At 63.7% G+C, this 15,454-nt stretch carries 15 protein-coding genes and 1 tRNA gene; 12 read left to right on the top strand and 4 right to left on the bottom strand.

Going from position 1 to position 15,454, the window contains the following annotated elements:
* Positions 1-18: 18 nt before the first annotated feature.
* Positions 19-219, bottom strand: a complete 201-nt coding sequence (gene thiS / locus QP552_RS16460) for a sulfur carrier protein ThiS (protein WP_106549558.1) — start codon at positions 217-219, stop codon at positions 19-21.
* Between the two features lie 207 nt (positions 220-426).
* Between thiS and QP552_RS16455 the strand changes: the two genes are divergently transcribed.
* The 7 genes from QP552_RS16455 to QP552_RS16425 all read left to right on the top strand — a co-directional run bounded on the left by QP552_RS16455 (position 427) and on the right by QP552_RS16425 (position 9,453).
* Positions 427-2,262, top strand: coding sequence for an autotransporter domain-containing protein (locus QP552_RS16455; protein WP_106549559.1), 1,836 nt, complete (start codon positions 427-429; stop codon positions 2,260-2,262).
* Positions 2,263-2,376: 114 nt separating this feature from the next.
* Positions 2,377-2,450, top strand: a tRNA-Gly gene (locus tag QP552_RS16450).
* A 1,024-nt stretch (positions 2,451-3,474) separates the two neighbouring features.
* Complete coding sequence (locus QP552_RS16445; RefSeq protein ID WP_258393924.1) at positions 3,475-4,065, top strand: CPBP family intramembrane glutamic endopeptidase; 591 nt, start codon at positions 3,475-3,477, stop codon at positions 4,063-4,065.
* Positions 4,066-4,247: 182 nt separating this feature from the next.
* On the top strand, positions 4,248-6,368 hold the full coding sequence (locus QP552_RS16440; RefSeq protein ID WP_286075943.1) for a peptidase domain-containing ABC transporter: 2,121 nt from the start codon (positions 4,248-4,250) through the stop codon (positions 6,366-6,368).
* The gene (locus QP552_RS16435; RefSeq protein ID WP_286074077.1) at positions 6,365-7,609 is read left to right on the top strand and encodes an HlyD family efflux transporter periplasmic adaptor subunit; all 1,245 of its coding nucleotides are present in this window, start codon (positions 6,365-6,367) and stop codon (positions 7,607-7,609) included. The genes QP552_RS16440 and QP552_RS16435 overlap by 4 nt, the downstream gene beginning before the upstream one ends.
* Positions 7,610-7,819: 210 nt before the next feature.
* A complete protein-coding gene (locus tag QP552_RS16430; protein WP_106549560.1) occupies positions 7,820-8,224 on the top strand; it encodes a DUF805 domain-containing protein in 405 nt (134 codons plus the stop codon).
* 44 nt (positions 8,225-8,268) lie between these two features.
* Positions 8,269-9,453 (top strand): hypothetical protein, encoded by a 1,185-nt coding sequence (locus tag QP552_RS16425; protein ID WP_345782985.1) that lies wholly within the window; start codon positions 8,269-8,271, stop codon positions 9,451-9,453.
* Here the strand turns inward: QP552_RS16425 and QP552_RS16420 are convergent, their stop codons facing one another.
* Both QP552_RS16420 and QP552_RS16415 read right to left on the bottom strand, forming a co-directional pair.
* The gene (locus QP552_RS16420) at positions 9,454-9,891 is read right to left on the bottom strand and encodes a thioesterase family protein (RefSeq protein ID WP_111110861.1); all 438 of its coding nucleotides are present in this window, start codon (positions 9,889-9,891) and stop codon (positions 9,454-9,456) included.
* A gap of 72 nt (positions 9,892-9,963) precedes the next feature.
* Positions 9,964-10,329 (bottom strand): hypothetical protein, encoded by a 366-nt coding sequence (locus tag QP552_RS16415; RefSeq protein WP_258179499.1) that lies wholly within the window; start codon positions 10,327-10,329, stop codon positions 9,964-9,966.
* A gap of 165 nt (positions 10,330-10,494) precedes the next feature.
* Between QP552_RS16415 and rimK the strand changes: the two genes are divergently transcribed.
* The 5 genes from rimK to QP552_RS16390 all read left to right on the top strand — a co-directional run bounded on the left by rimK (position 10,495) and on the right by QP552_RS16390 (position 14,672).
* Positions 10,495-11,373, top strand: coding sequence for a 30S ribosomal protein S6--L-glutamate ligase (gene rimK, locus QP552_RS16410; protein WP_005410807.1), 879 nt, complete (start codon positions 10,495-10,497; stop codon positions 11,371-11,373).
* Positions 11,374-11,619: 246 nt separating this feature from the next.
* Positions 11,620-12,096 (top strand): hypothetical protein, encoded by a 477-nt coding sequence (locus tag QP552_RS16405; protein WP_286074075.1) that lies wholly within the window; start codon positions 11,620-11,622, stop codon positions 12,094-12,096.
* A gap of 89 nt (positions 12,097-12,185) precedes the next feature.
* Positions 12,186-12,656, top strand: a complete 471-nt coding sequence (locus QP552_RS16400; RefSeq protein WP_005410805.1) for a hypothetical protein — start codon at positions 12,186-12,188, stop codon at positions 12,654-12,656.
* 8 nt (positions 12,657-12,664) lie between these two features.
* Positions 12,665-13,342, top strand: a complete 678-nt coding sequence (locus tag QP552_RS16395; protein ID WP_005410804.1) for a response regulator transcription factor — start codon at positions 12,665-12,667, stop codon at positions 13,340-13,342.
* Positions 13,305-14,672, top strand: coding sequence for a HAMP domain-containing sensor histidine kinase (locus tag QP552_RS16390; protein ID WP_099553741.1), 1,368 nt, complete (start codon positions 13,305-13,307; stop codon positions 14,670-14,672). The genes QP552_RS16395 and QP552_RS16390 overlap by 38 nt, the downstream gene beginning before the upstream one ends.
* 170 nt (positions 14,673-14,842) lie before the next feature.
* On the opposite strand, the gene coaE is transcribed toward QP552_RS16390, so the two are convergent.
* A complete protein-coding gene (gene coaE, locus QP552_RS16385; protein WP_286074074.1) occupies positions 14,843-15,454 on the bottom strand; it encodes a dephospho-CoA kinase in 612 nt (203 codons plus the stop codon).

Raw genomic sequence — 15,454 nt, 5'->3', positions numbered from 1 at the left:
GAGCGCGGAGGCTTTACCTCAGCCCCCGCCCAGCGCGTGCACGATCTCCACCACATCACCGTCGGCCAGCACGTGCTCGCCATGGCGGCTGCGGCTGACGATCTCGCCGTTGACCTCCACGGCCACCCGGCGCTGCAGCAACTGCTCGGCCTCGAGCAGGTCGTGGAGGGTCGCCGAAGCGGGCAGGGTGCGGGGTTCGCCATTGAGCTGGATGTTCATCCGCGCATTGTCGCCGATAGCCCGCCGGGATCGGAACGCTTGCAAATTGAACGGGGCGCCAGCTCCGGCACAGCAGGTTTCCCGGCGATCGGGCGACAATCCATGCGGCGGCGCAGCGTGAGCAAAATGCGGCGCAGTGAAACCATTCACCGTGCGCCGGCGTACGTCCGCCGGGTCCCCAACGATTTCCCCACAGGAGTTTCCTACATGCAGCTCAGCAAACACCCGATCCGCTCCCTGATGGCGGCCGCGATCGCGCTGGCCGCGCTTCCGGCCATGGCAGGCGAATCCCCGTATTCCAAGGCCGTGTTCTTCGGTGACAGCCTCACCGATGCCGGCTATTTCCGCCCGTTGCTCGATCCGGGCGTGCAGCCGGTTACCGGCCAGTTCACCACCAACCCGGGTTGGGTGTGGTCGCAGCAGGTCGCCAATTACTACGGCCTCAACGGCGGTGCCAACGGCAACGGCCAGAAGGGTGACAACTATGCTGTCGGTGGCGCCCGCGTTTCGGTCGACGAGGCGGGTGGCCTGGGTGCCATTCCGTCGCTGAAGTCGCAGGCCGCCCGTTACCTTGCCGCAAATGGCGGCAAGGCTGACGCAAACGCCCTGTATACCGTCTGGGGCGGTGCCAACGACCTGTTCGCCGCCGCGGGTAATCCGGCGCAGGCGCAGGCCATCATCGGCGCGGCCGTCACCGACCAGATCGCTCTGGTCGGCGCGCTGAAGCAGGCCGGTGCGCAGTACGTGCTGGTGCCGAACCTGCCGAACGTCGGCCTGACGCCGGCCTTCCGTGGCCCGAATGCCGCCACCGCCACCGCGCTGTCGGCCGGTTACAACAAGGCCCTGTATGGTGGCCTGAAGCAGGCCGGCATCGAGTTCATCCCGCTTGATACCTTCACCGTGCTGGGCGAAGTGGCAGCCAACCCGGCGATGTACGGCTTCACCAACGTCACCAGCACCGCCTGCAAGATCGATCCGAACAACTCCACTGCAAGCATCATCGGCTGCAATCCGACCAGCTACGTCAGCCCGGATGCGGCCAACACCTATCTGTTCGCCGATGGCGTGCATCCGACCACGGCGGGCCACCAGCTGCTGGGCCAGTACGCGGTCTCGGTGCTGGAAGCCCCGCGCCTGCAGCAGGTGCTGAGCCACTCGGCGCAGACCATCGGTCGTTCGCGTGCCGATCAGGTCAGCATGCACCTGGGCGGTCGTCCGGCCGACGGCCTGTCCTGGTGGGGTGGCGTGCGCGGTGACCTGCAGCGCTACGACCATGCGGATCTGTACGACGGCCTGGCGCCGGCCGGCCTGTTCGGCATCGACTGGGCGCGCGACGGCATGGTGGTCGGCGGCTTCGCCGGCTTCGGCCGCCTCAACGCCGACTTCGGCAACAGCCGTGGCGACTTCACCCAGAAGGACACCACCGCCGGTCTGTTCGCCGGCTGGTACGGCGATCGCATCTGGGTGAACGGCCAGGTCAGCTACACTTGGCTGTCGTACGACGTGAACCGCAAGGTCCAGCTGGGCCCGGCCACCCGCGAGCACGGTGGTTCGCCGGACGGCAGCAACCTGACCGCCGCCCTGAACGCCGGTTACGAGTTCGGCACCGAAGGCGGCTTCCGCCACGGTCCGATCGCTTCGGTGATCTGGCAGAAGGTGAAGATCGATGGTTACACCGAAAGCGCTGCGGCCGGCACCCTGGCTACCGCGCTGGGTTACGACCGCCAGAACGTTGATTCGACCGTTGGCCGCATCGGCTGGCAGGCCCGCTTCGATGGCGGCACCCTCAAGCCGTACGCGCAGCTGACCTACGACCATGAGTTCGAAGACACCAAGCAGGGCAGCGCGTGGCTGCAGACCCTGCCGGAACTGGGCAGCTACCGTGTGCCGGGCCTGAAGTTCGACAAGGACTACGCGACCGTCGTGCTGGGTGCCCGCACCGAACTGTTCGGGCTGCAGAGCAACTTCGGCCTGAGCGCTTCGGCCGGGCAGAAGCGTGCCCAGGACGCAACGCTGTTCGCCAACTTCAGCGGCAGCTTCTAAGCAGAAACCAGGCGGGGTCGGCCCTCTCGGCAACGAGAGGGCTTTGACCCCGGGCTGATGCGATGGACACCATTGCGCAACACGGGGCCCAGCGCATAGACTTTCCACCGCAACGCGGGCGTAGCTCAATGGTAGAGCTGTAGCTTCCCAAGCTACTGACGTGGGTTCGATTCCCATCGCCCGCTCCATGTCGTCACCGGATCTGCGCCTGAGTTGTTGATGGCGCACGGGTGAACCGGCAGAGAAACGAGCACTCAAACGAGCACTCAAACGAGCTGGTCAGGTGTCGTTCGAGGTGTCGTTTTTTCCCATACCACCGCGTCTTTCTCGTCCCAGCGGACTATAGGGTCGCGTTCTTGTGCCCATCGATTTGCGATGCCGTCATCGGCTCGCGCTTCCTCGTTCGTCTTCTCCATGAGTCTGCCGGCGGGCGGGCATGTACTGGTAGGCGCAGGGATCTGATCATCAGAGGCATGAAGCTGCGCAACGGAACGCACGTTGGGCATTGAGGCAACCGCATCTCATCGCATCCCGGGGCGAGCCCGAAAGAAAGAATGCTGTCGACCCGGCCGAAGGAGCGTGCCCCCAGAGCGCAGACAGGCCAGCCCTGCCACTTATGGCGCGATGTGAATGTACTGTGAACGTCACCAGTGGAACGGCTGGGGGAGATACTGCCTTCCCTCGTTTTGCCATGGGAGCCCTGCTTCAGTCCGACCGTCGCAACGAGACGAGTGACTGTCGCTGTGGCATGGCTCCAGCCCGACGCCCAGCGTGGGCTCGGAAAGATGGAAGTCCCGACAACCATGAAATGGAGGCTCTATGCGTGATCTCAGGCATTTTGAACTTGCAGAAGTTTCAGGTGGTACGCGTGGTATCAACTTCCAGGTTGGTTCCAGCGAAGGCACCCATATCAGCGGGACCCTCCACGACCTTGGAGAGGCTGCCTATATGTATGGAAGGGTTGCGCCATTCAGTGGGATCGGCGCTGCTGGCTTGATCTACCATTACCTCATGGCTCGATGATCCGGGCAGTCTGATCGCCCGTCTTCGCGGCGTCAGCTCAAGGCCAAGCCTTCGATGCACGGTTCATGATGATGTAGAGGCGGAAGCATCGACCCAGGCCCGGGTTCGGGCCTGGGTCCTTTGGAGAATATTTTGATTACAAAGGTCGCGCGCTGGAAGCCTCGTCCCATAGCAGAAAACAAAATATTCGTGGCTGCAATTGCAATTGTGGGCGTCGGTGCAGCGCAGGGGGTTCTGAGCCATTTTGACGTTTTCGGATCAAGGGCGATGGTTGAACTGATCGCCTTCATTGTCTGCGTCTGGCTACTTCCCAGTGAACCCCGGAGAGATTGGACGTTCCGGCTCGGAGCTGCCTTGGTGGCTGTTGGAATCGCCGGAGGGATGATCTGGGTTCTCGTCATCGGGGTTCCCGCAATACCCTATACAAAGTTCATCCCATTTGGCGAAATCCCAATCAGGTTCTATATTCTGGGATTGGTGTCGAGCTGCATCATAGGGCCTCTCTTCGAGGAGAAAGTTGTGAGGCACCTGCTCTTTGATGGCGTATCCCACTATTTCGGGCGCGTGTTGGGCGCCATCCTGGTCAGCATCGCTTTTGCTGCAGTCCACGTGGGCGCATTTGTTTCAACTTTCCTGTTTTCGATACTTCTCTGCGTATTGGCTTGTCAATTCAGGCTGAGCACGACCCAGCTGGCAACTGTGCACGGCACCATCAATCTTACGATAACGCAGTGGGTCATATTCTATCCAACGCTCAGGGACTACGGAATCCAGTCGTGAGCGGAGGCCTGGTGGGCCTGCTCCCGAGGCGCCTGGCATGCAGGGCGGTTTCTCCCGTGAGCGATTTCGACTGTTGATCGGGCAGCGGTGGTGGCTGAAGATGGCGGAACCCACCCGTTCTTCCGTTCTTCCGGGATTTTCGCTTCAAACGCAAAGGTACTGCCGCATGGAGGGGTCAGGCTATTGATACGATAATCCAGTCGGAGGCAGCCGAATGCGGGCTTGCCTGCGTGGCCATGGTTGCGTCATATCATGGGAACGGCGTCGGACTCCGGGAACTCCGTCGCCGATACGCCCTTTCACTCAAAGGGGCAACGCTTGCTCAGATCATCGAAATTGGTGGGGCACTCGGTTTTCGTTGCCGCCCCCTGCGCTTGGACCTGGAGCATCTGAACCAACTTCAGTTGCCGTGCATCGCGCATTGGGATCTCAACCATTTCGTCGTAATCAGCAAAGTGGGGCGCAGTGGCGTCACTGTTCTGGATCCAACCTTTGGCAAGCGCAAGCTCTCTCTGGAGGAGGTCTCGCGCCATTTCACCGGAATTGCACTGGAGTTGCATCCAACCACCAATTTCCGGGTCAGCCCTCGCCCGCCAGCCATCTCGCTTGCACAGCTGACCGGGAAGATCCAGGGCTTGTGGCAGGCTTTGGGGCTGCTGCTGCTTCTGTCCATTGCTCTTCAGTTGTTCGTCCTGATAGCGCCGTTCTTCATGCAATGGACCGTGGATCAAGTGCTCGTCGCCTACGACAGAGACCTGCTGACCGTGCTGGGCATTGGATTCGCGCTGGCACTGCTGCTGCAGGTCTGTATCGGGCAGATCCGAGGCCGAGCGGTCATCTATCTGTCAAACAGGCTCAACCTGCAATGGACCGGAAACGTCTTTCAACACCTGCTGCGTTTGCCCTTGGACTTCTTCGAAAAGCGCCATCTGGGCGATGTCACCTCACGGATGGGAAGCGTTCAAGCCATCCAGAAAACGTTGACGACCAGCTTCGTAGAGGCGCTCATTGATGGGCTCATGGCGGCGGTGACGCTGGGAATGATGCTGCTCTACAGCTGGAAGCTTGCGCTGGTCACGCTGCTTGCGGTTGTTCTGTATGCAATCACGCGTGCCTGTGCCTTTGCGTCCCTCCGGCGAGGCACGGAGAAGCAGTTGATCGCCGCGGCTCGGCAGGAGAGCCATCTCCTCGAGTCCATTCGCGGAGTCCAGTCGGTGAAGGTGGCGGGACGGGAATCGGCTCGACAAGCCGGCTACTTCAATCTCATGAACGAGACGGTCAACCATGACATCTGGCTGGCAAAGTTCGGGCTGAATTTCGGTGGTGCCAATCAGTTGCTGTTTGGCATGGAACGTATCGCGGTGGTCTGGCTCGGTGCGCTGCTGGCCATGAGCAACGTGTTCTCCGTGGGCATGCTGATTGCCTACCTCGCCTACAAGGATCAGTTCTCACAGCGGGTGGGGGCGTTGATCGACAAGTGGGTGGAGTTCCGCATGCTGCGCCTGCACGGCGAGCGGCTCTCCGACATTGTTCTCACCGAGCCGGAGGACCACTCTTCCAGCGCGGGCAACATGCTTCCGGATGGACTCCGCATTGAGGTTGAGGGGCTTGGTTTCCGCTACGCCCCCGGTGAGCCCTGGGTGCTGAAGAACTGCAGTTTCGTGGTGGATGCCGGGGAGTCGGTCGCCATCATTGGCCCTTCGGGCTGTGGGAAGTCCACGCTGATCAAGATACTCCTGGGGCTGCTGCAGCCGACCGAGGGCCAGATCCGCATTGGTGGCGTACCGTTGCCAAGGATAAGCGTGAGTGACTACCGTCGCATGATCGGAGCGGTGATGCAGGATGACCAGCTCTTCGCCGGAAGTGTCAGCGACAACATTGCCTTCGAGGACGATCATCATGATGAAGCCAGAGTGCGCGAGGCCGCACAGATGGCGGCTGTGCATGACGACATCGCAGCGATGCCGATGGGCTACAACAGCTTGATCGGCGACATGGGTACGACGCTTTCCGGAGGACAGAAACAGCGGGTGATCCTCGCTCGCGCACTGTATCGCAAGCCACAGTTGCTCTTCCTGGACGAGGCAACCAGCCATCTGGATGTTGAGCGGGAGAGGCTGGTGAATGAAGCCGTCCGACAGCTTGAGCTGACCCGGGTGATCATCGCCCATCGTCCAGAAACCATCGCCAGCGCTGACCGGGTGCTGGTCATGCATGCGGGAGCAGTGGCACAGGTGTTGACGCAGGATGCGCCAGGCTCCGTCAAAGCGGATCGGGATGGCGTCGAGGAGGTCCCTGCATGAGTGGCCTCTTCCGCAAGGAAGCCATCGACGCCCAGCGCCGGAGCTGGCTCGGTGGCGTGTCCCTGGCACAACCGCTCCGTTTCTGGTTTCTTGCGGTATTCGCCGTGATCGCGGCCTCGGCCATCGTCGGCTTTCTTTGCCTGGGCGAGTACTCACGCAGATCAAGGGTTTCGGGTGAGCTTGTGCCCGATCTCGGGCTTTCCACCGTGGTCGCTCCGTCGGCAGGCGTGGTTGCGAGACTGGATGTTGAGGAAGGGGATCACGTCCAGCGCCAGGATGGGCTGCTAACGATCAACGTGCCGCGGGTCACCTCCTCCGGACAGGATGCCGTATCAACGTTGCTTGAGGAGCAACGCTCCCGCATGACCAGCGTGGAGGCGATGAGCGAATTCCAGGACAGGCAGCTCGCAGCACAGCAGGAGGGTGCGAAAGCCCAGCGCGCTGCGATGCTGCGCGAGCTTTCGCAGATCGAGGCGGAGATCAGAACCCGCGGCGAGCAGGTGAGAATTGGTCGAGAGACGCTTGACCGATACCGGAGCGTTGAGGATGAGCACTACGTCAGCGTGGTTCAGATCAATCAGCAGGAGCAGTCGATGCTCGAGGCGGTCAACGCACAACAAGCCCTGCAACGCCAAGCGACCTCGATCCGGCGGAACCTGGCCGAACTGGAGCAGAGGCTGGCAGAAATTCCCCATCAACGGCACTCCGCCAAGGCGGCGTCCGAGCGTGATCTGGCTGAGCTGAGTCAGGAGACCGTCCGGATGGAGGCCGATGGAGAGTTGCTCCTTCGCGCGCCGGTAACCGGATTGGTGGCAAATCGACTCGTTGAGGCTGGCCAGGCAGTGCAGGCGGGACAGCCCATTCTCAGCCTGCTTCCCGAAGGCTCCGAGCTTCGAGCACAGCTGCTGGTGCCCAGTTCGGCCGTTGGTTTCGTCAAGCCGGGGGACCGGGTTCTCCTGCGCTACCAGGCCTATCCTTACCAGAAGTTTGGTGCCCACGAGGGAACGGTCATCCGCATCTCCCGCAGCGCGCTGACGGAATCCCAGAAGGACGGTGATGCAAAGCAGTCCCTGTATCGAGTCCTTGTTTCCCTGGATCGGCAAGGAGTGCTGGCATATGGAACGATGGAGCCGCTTCGTCCAGGCATGCAGCTCGAGGCCGATATCATGGGGGAGCGCCGCAAGCTCTACGAATGGCTGTTGGAGCCTCTCTATTCGGTGACCGGAAAGCTGGGAGGCTAGTAGCAGTTGCTGGCGATGCCGTTCCGAAGATCAGACTCATTTGTCGACCGCCCTGGCACGGAGCCTGCAGGACAGGAATTCCCCTGCTGCAGCCGCAGCTGCTGTGGCCTTCCGGGCTTGGTCGAGCTGCAGGATTCAGTTGATGCTTGGCTTCGGAATGCTAAAAGATCGTTAGCTGTTGACGCCCATCATCCGTTGCCCGGAGCGTGAATGATCGCTGCACTTGTGCCCATCAGGCGATGCTTTGATTTTTCCGGGCGATCCGACCGGAGGGAGTTCTGGTCGTATTCGCTGCTTGCCGGGTTCGTGATAGCGGTGAGCTACAGCGTGATGGATCGCGGTTACTGGCTGGTCGGCTACCTGTCCTTCGATTGGGAAACATCAGAGATCCTGTGGAAGCTGGGATGGGTCATGACCGTCTGCGCTGTCATCGTCTTCCTGCCTCCGATGCTGGCCCTGACCGTGCGGAGATTGCACGATATCGACGAGTCAGGCTGGTACACCGTGATCGCGTTCATTCCGTTGGGGGTGTTCGTGCTCTTTCCGGTCATGCTGCTTCCCGGAAGCGAGGAAGAGAATCGATTCGGTGCAGTTCCTGGAGTGCAGGATGCTTGAACCCGCATCGGGCGCAATCGATCAGATCGGCATTGAAGACGTGGATGGTTCTCAACTGTGCCCCTCTCAACCGCATGTCGGTTGATCGAAGCGCCGTCAGGCGCTACACCCAGTGGTTGCCGTTCCTGGCCTGGGTCGCCGTCTGCGTAGCCTGGTGGTCACCTTGGGGCGTGTTTGTCGGCCTTGTCGTGTGCCTTGCGCTGGGGGGCGCGCTGCAGCGAATCGATCTGGTCGGCGATGCCGTGGGCGGTTCACGCCTGCGCTCGCGATCGATGAAGCCCTTTGCCGAGCGGCCGCCCGCACATGATGTGCTGTTGGATTGGGGCGAGCTGGGCATGGGCGGCCCGGCGTACAGCACGCAGATGCTGCGCGATGGCGCCATCGTCGAAGGCGTATCCACTGGAGGCAGTCGTGATGCCAGCAGTGAATGGCTGGACCTGCCGGGAAGCGCGCTGCGCCTGGCCAGCGGGTATGTTGATCGATGCGAAGCGGTGTTCGTCTACGACGAGCGCCGCAAGGCGATGCACGTGCATGCGGCTGCTCCCGGCCTGTTCCGGCAGCAGCTGAGCGAGCGCCAGCAGTCCGATGGGGATGCCGGGGCGGAGGCGTGGCTGCGCAGCCAGTCCGGCGGCGTGACCCAGCTGCATCCCTGCCGGGGCCTATGGCTGGAGCAGGGACATCCAGCGCTGGCCGCCGGGGTGCCGCGGGAGCTGAGGCACGTCCTGCCTGATGCCCGGGTGCTGCGCGCGGTCCCGCTGCTTCCCGATGATCTGCGCGTGACCGCGCATCCGGCCCTGTTCGCGTGCATCTGCCCGTATTCCCTCTACCTTGACGGGGCATCCAGTGGTCGCCACGTCTGTGATCTGGAGACGGTGATCGCGAGCCCATCGGGACGCTGCCTGGTGGTGGCCGGCAGTGTGCTTGATGAGAACCTGCGGCCCATCGAGGGCGTATGGCTTGCCTGCTGGCAGGGGCGTTGGCAGGCCTTTGCCCGTCATGCGATGGGGGGCTTCGGCAAGGACCGGAGCGTGGCCTGGATCAATGTGATCGACGTTGACGACGACGGCACACTCCAGTGCGAAGCCTATGAGGAACGTTGGGAGTCCGATGCCGTCCATCGGTACCCCACGCCCCACACAGCCCTGGAGCTGCCTGTGGAATGGCGCGAAACCGGGTTGGCGCTGCGCGCCCGTGATGGGCGCTTCAGGCTGCGCCTTCCCTCGCGCTGATCAGGCCTCGGCGGCGCGCGCGCTCGTTTCCCGCAGCGACTGCGCATATTCCTCGGTGAACAGCCCCGACAACGCCTGGCGCTGTTCCGCATCGATCTCGCGCGAGGCGTTGGTCGTGTAGTCGAAGTGCACCATCACGCAGCGCCCGCTGGCCACCAGAGCCTCGAACTGGAACGCCTGCTGCACGATCGACAGCGAGGAGCGGCCGATGCTCTCGATCCGGGTCTCGATGCGCACTTCGTGTCCCGCCTGTATCTGCCGCAGGAAGTCGATCTCGTAGCGGCGCAGGATCAGCGCCAGGTCGCGCATGCTGGCCTCGCGGCTGAAATGCCGGAAGATCTCCTGGCGGCCTTCCTCGAACCAGACGGGCAGGGCGGTGTTGGTGACATGGCCGAGTACATCCACTTCGGAGAAGCGCGGAAGGATCGTCAGCGGCATGGCGTCTCCGGGGCATGGCGGGTGGAGTCTCCGGCGACGGCGCTGCCATCGCCGGAGACGGTACGGCGGCTGTCAGTCAGAGTAGAAACCGTTGCCGAGGGTGCCGGGCAGGCTGGGTTCCGGCCATGGCATCAGCGATGTGCAGGCGTCATACAGCGTGCAGAAATCCTGCCGCAGTTGAGCAGGCACCCAGCTGCCGTAGGAAACGTCGGTCGAGTCGCCCTGGCAGGCGTAGGAAACATCGATCCAGCGGGTATTGGCATGAGACGCAACGCCCTGGTGCTGGGTCCTGCCGGTGCAGTAGCGCAGGCCCTGGCCGATCAGGGTGTTGTTGGCATCGAAGTAGAGCCGGGAGACTGCATGGGTCGGCGCAGCCTGCACATCTGCGGCGCCTCCCACCAGGCCAAACAGCAACAACAGCGGAATTCCCATTCGCATCTGTGGTTCTCCTTGGTTTGCATGGGCCGGCCGTGTCCTGTCCTGTAGCCGGCAGGGCATCTTCGCACAGCCCTGCCAGCCATGCAGAAGCGCCCGTCCGCGCGGCATCATCCACCCGCCACACACCCGCGCTATGCTGCGCGCCTGCCGCCCGATCCTGCCGCGATGAAGCTCGCCATCCTGTCCCGCAACAGCTCCCTGTACTCCACCCGCCGGCTGGTCGAGGCGGCGCGCGCGCGCGGCCACACCGTTCGCATTCTGGACCCGCTGCGCTGCTACATGCGCATCGCCGCCGATGGCTTCTCGATGCACTACAAGGGCCGGCCGATGACCGGCGTGGACATGGTCATCCCGCGCATCGGTGCCTCGATCACCCGCTACGGCACCGCAGTACTGCGCCAGTTCGAACTGATGGGCGCACGCACCCCGAATCCGTCCGACGCGATCCTGCGTTCGCGCGACAAGCTGCGTGCGCACCAGCTGCTGGCGGCCAAGGGCATCGACATGCCGGTCACCGTGTTCGGCGACAACCCCGACGACACCGTCGACCTGTTGTCCATGCTGGGCCCGCCGCCGCATGTGGTGAAGCTCAACGAGGGTACCCAGGGGCGGGGCGTGATCCTGACCGAGAAGGCCAGCGCCTCGCGCGGCATTGTCGAGGCCCTGCGCGGGTTGTATGCCAATTTCCTGATGCAGGAGTTCATCGGCGAAGCCAAGGGGGCCGACCTGCGCTGCTTCGTGGTCGGCGACCAGGTGGTGGCCTCGATGCAGCGTCAGGCGCCGGAAGGTGATTTCCGCTCCAACCTGCATGCCGGGGGTACCGCAGTGGCGGCCAAGGCCAGCCGTGCCGAGCAGCAGGTGGCGGTGCGGTCGGCCAAGGCACTGGGCCTGTCGGTGTGCGGGGTGGACCTGATCCGCTCCGCACGGGGCCCGCTGGTGCTGGAGGTCAACTCCACGCCGGGGCTGGAAGGGATCGAGGCTGCCTGCGGGGTGGACGTGGCCACGCGCATCATCGAGCACGTCGAGAAGCTGAAAAAACCTTGAAATTTCAGTTGCTTGAAATTCTCATGGGTGGATGAGGCCGGCTTTAACAAGCCTTTAATCGGCCCGCGCGTAGGCTTCAGCGAACCGCAGCTCTGCCTCTCAGCAGGATCGGTATCGGGATACAACTTCAGACCCAGGCGGGGGCACCGCCTGGGTCTTTTTTATGCCTGCCCGGTGTCCCTTGTGGAGGCAGCGTGACGGCCGTAGAGTGGCCCCCATCGTTCCTGGATGGATCGGAGGCTGGCGATGTACCGCATCACGATGATCGCGTTGTTGCTGGGCCTGGCCGGATCTGCTGCGGCCAAGCCGGAGAAATCCGTTGTGCAGATGGACCGGCAGTCGCCGGTGGCCGAGCAGGTGCGACAGGTCGAAAAGGCCCTGGATGATGGCGATTACAGCGAGATTTCCGCTGATGACCGCAGCGAGGTGCGCCAGGCACTGGCCCGGATCACCACGCGGATGGGTGACCACCAGAGCCTGCAGGACCTGCCGCCGCAGGTGCAGGGCGAGGTCTTCAACGACCAGGAGCGCATCAATACGCTGCTGACCCGCGCCCACGATGACAGCCGGCAGGTCTGCCAGTACACGCGCACCACCGGCAGCAACATGCCCAAAAGCCGCTGCCTGACGGTGGCCGAACGGCGCCGGATCGCGGAGAAGGGCAAGGCGCTGTTGAATGACCAGCGCACCTTCAACAACTTGAATCCGGAAACCTCGCGCTAGGGCCCCCTGCGGCTCGACCATTGGCACTTGCTGGCGTGAAGGCGGTGCGAATAGAGTCGGGATTCGCCACAGACAAGGATTTGTTTGCCATGAAACAGGCTTTGATGTCGGCCGTCCTGTTGTCAGGACTGGCCCTGGTCAGTACCGCATCGGCATCCAGGGGCAAGGATGTGTTCGTGCCCGGTCAGCCGCTGCAGCAGCAGATCGCGCGTATCGAGGTGGAGCTCAAGGACGGCGAAACCTATTCGGAACTCAAGCAGGACGAGCGCACCCGCGTCAACGACGCCCTGGCACGCATGCGGGCGGCGGTGGAGCAGTACCCGGCACGCGATTCCATGCCTGAACCGGTGCAAACCCAGGTCTTCAACGATCAGCAGGTCGTGAACACGGTTTTGACACAGGCGCGTGAAGATAGTCGTCTAATATGCCAACGTGAAAAGCCCATCGGTTCCAATCGGACCACGACGCAGTGCATGACCGTTGCCGAGCGTGCTCGGCAGAAGGAACGGGCTCAGCAGGACATGAGGCAGGTCATGCGCGCCGGCAGTACAGTCAATTAGAGGTGACAGTGAGAATCCTGGTAATCGAAGACAACAGCGACATTGCGGCCAACCTGGGCGACTATCTGGAGGACCGGGGGCATACGGTGGACTTCGCGGCTGACGGGGTCACCGGCCTGCATCTGGCCGTGGTGCACGAGTTCGACGCGATCGTGCTGGATCTCAACCTGCCAGGCATGGACGGCATCGAAGTCTGCCGCAAGCTGCGCAACGAAGCGCGCAAGCAGACCCCGGTGCTGATGCTGACGGCCCGCGATTCGCTGGACAACAAGCTGGCCGGCTTCGATTCCGGTGCCGATGACTACCTGATCAAGCCGTTCGCGCTGCAGGAAGTGGAAGTGCGTCTGAACGCCCTGTCGCGCCGCGGCAAGGGCGTGCAGACCCGCGTGCTGGAAACCGGCGATCTGGAGTACAACCTGGACACGCTGGAAGTGCGCCGCCAGGGCAAGCTGCTGCAGCTCAACCCGACCGCGCTGAAGATCCTGCAGGCGCTGATGGAAGCGGCGCCGGCGGTGGTGACCCGCCAGGAGCTGGAAACCCGCGTGTGGGGCGAGGAACTGCCCGACTCGGATTCGCTGCGCGTGCATATCCATGGCCTGCGTGCGGTGGTCGACAAGCCGTTTGAAGTGCCGCTGATCCAGACCCGCCATGGCATCGGATACCGCATCGCCACCCCGGAAGCCTGATTCCGTGGCAGCCAAGGGGGAGCGCCGGCGCACGCCATACAGGCGGCGCCTGCGCAGCCGCATCATCGTCTCGTTCGTGTTGTTGGGCTTCTGCCTGACAACACTGTTCGCGTTCGCCACCAACTGGGCCCGCCTGCGCGTGGAAAACCAGCTGGTGGAAGAGCTGATGAACCGCAACATCGACGAGTACGCGCGGCGCTACTACGAACACCCGGGCCACAACCCGGACGCGCCGGTGCTGCAGATCCGTGCATATGCCTATTCCAAGGACAAGTTCGACCGGGTGCGCGAAGAGCGCGCGCAGTGGGCGGGCTTCTCCGATGGCATCCACAGCGTCAGCGGCGACGAACACGGCGAACCCTATTCCTACAAGCTGGCCGTGCGGAAGACGCCCGACGCCTGGTTCTTCCTCGCCTATGACATGACCGACAGCGTGCGCGGTGGCAAGCAGCTCAACCGCGCGCTGGTTTTGTCGGTGCTGGTGTTCAGCGTGCTGTCGCTGGTGCTGGGCTGGTGGTCGGCATCGAAGGTGATGAAGCCGGTGTCGGACCTGGCCGCGCGGCTGCGTGCGTACCGTGGCGGTACCAGTGATCCCGAGCCGTTGGCGCCGCGCTTTCCCGATGACGAGGTGGGGCAGCTGGCACAGGCGCTGGACGATTATTCCTCGCGGCTGACCGAAGTGGTGCAGCGCGACCGCGAGTTCAATGCAGACGTCAGCCATGAACTGCGCACGCCGCTGGCGGTGATCCGCGGGGCCACCGAGCTGCTGCTGACCCGGCCCGGCCTGGACGAGAAGGTGCTGCAGCGCCTGCAGCGCATCCAGCGTGCCGAACAGCAGTGCAGCGACCTGATCGGTGCGCTGCTGCTGCTGTCGCGCAACGAGCGCGGGCAGGGCACCAGCAACGTGGCGCGCGTGGCCGAGCAGCTGCTGGATGCGCACCGCGCGCAGCTGGGCGGCAAGCCGCTGGAGCTGCTGCTGGAAGGCGAGCGCAACCTGGTGATCGATGCACCCGAGGCGGCGCTGTCGGTGGCGCTGGGCAACCTGATCGGCAACGCGGTGAAGTACTCGCAGGATGGCGAAGTGCGCGTCTTCGTGGGTACCAATTCGGTATCGGTGACCGACAGCGGCCCGGGCCTGAGCGAGGAAGATGCGGCCAAGCTGTTCCAGCGCGGCTACCGCGGCACGCACGCCGGCCATTCGCAGGGCGGCGGCATCGGCCTGTCGATCGTCAGCCGTCTGTGCGACCTGTACGGCTGGCAGGTGAGCGTGCGCCCCGGTGGCGAGCGCGGCGTGATCGCCACCCTGACGTTCTCGCCGAAACCCTTGTAAGCGCCTGCCTCGTGTAGAGCCGAGCCTGCGCTCGGCTGCCCTGGCTTTCCGGAGCCGAGCATGGGCTCGGCTCTACAGTAGATCCACGCCACGCGTGGATGCGCTCCGGTAGATCCACGCCATGCGTGGATGCGTTCCGGTAGTGCCGGCCGCTGGCCGGCAACCAGGGCTCACCCCCCGGCCAACCCCAGATACCGCGCATGCAGCTGTTCCACCTGCGCCTGCAGGTCCTCCGACCGTCCATCATTGACCACCACGTCATCGGCCAGTGCCAATCGCTGCGCGCGGCTGGCCTGGGCGGCGATCATCCGGTCAGCCAGCGCGGCGTCGATGCCATCGCGCTGCATCAGGCGGGCGTGCTGCACGGCTTCCGGTGCATCCACCAGCAGTACCCGGTCCAGCCAGGGGTATGCCTTCCGCCCACCGACCTCGGTCAGCAGCGGAATGGCGGCAATCGCATAAGGGCTTTCAGCCTGCTCGCACTGCTGTTGCATCAGCAGGCGGATGGCCGGGTGGGTGATGGCTTCCAGCGCGGTCCGCTCGGCCGGATCGGCGAAGACGTGGGCGCGCAGGCGGCCCCGGTCCAGGGCGCCATCGGCCAGCAGCATGCCGGCGCCGAAGCGCTCGGCGATGCGGGCCAGGGCCGGGCTGCCGGCGGCGACCACGGCCCGGGCGGCCAGGTCGGCGTCGGCCACCACGATGCCCAGCGCCTCGAAGCGCCGGGTCACCTCACTCTTGCCGGCGGCGATGCCGCCGGTCAGGCCAACCACGTAGCGGCTCAT

This window comes from Stenotrophomonas sp. 59 (assembly GCF_030291095.1).
GTDB classification, from domain to species: Bacteria; Pseudomonadota; Gammaproteobacteria; order Xanthomonadales; family Xanthomonadaceae; genus Stenotrophomonas; species Stenotrophomonas maltophilia_Q.
The sequence above is the reverse complement of the archived record's forward strand: the minus strand, read 5'-3'. Positions and strand labels throughout refer to the sequence as shown.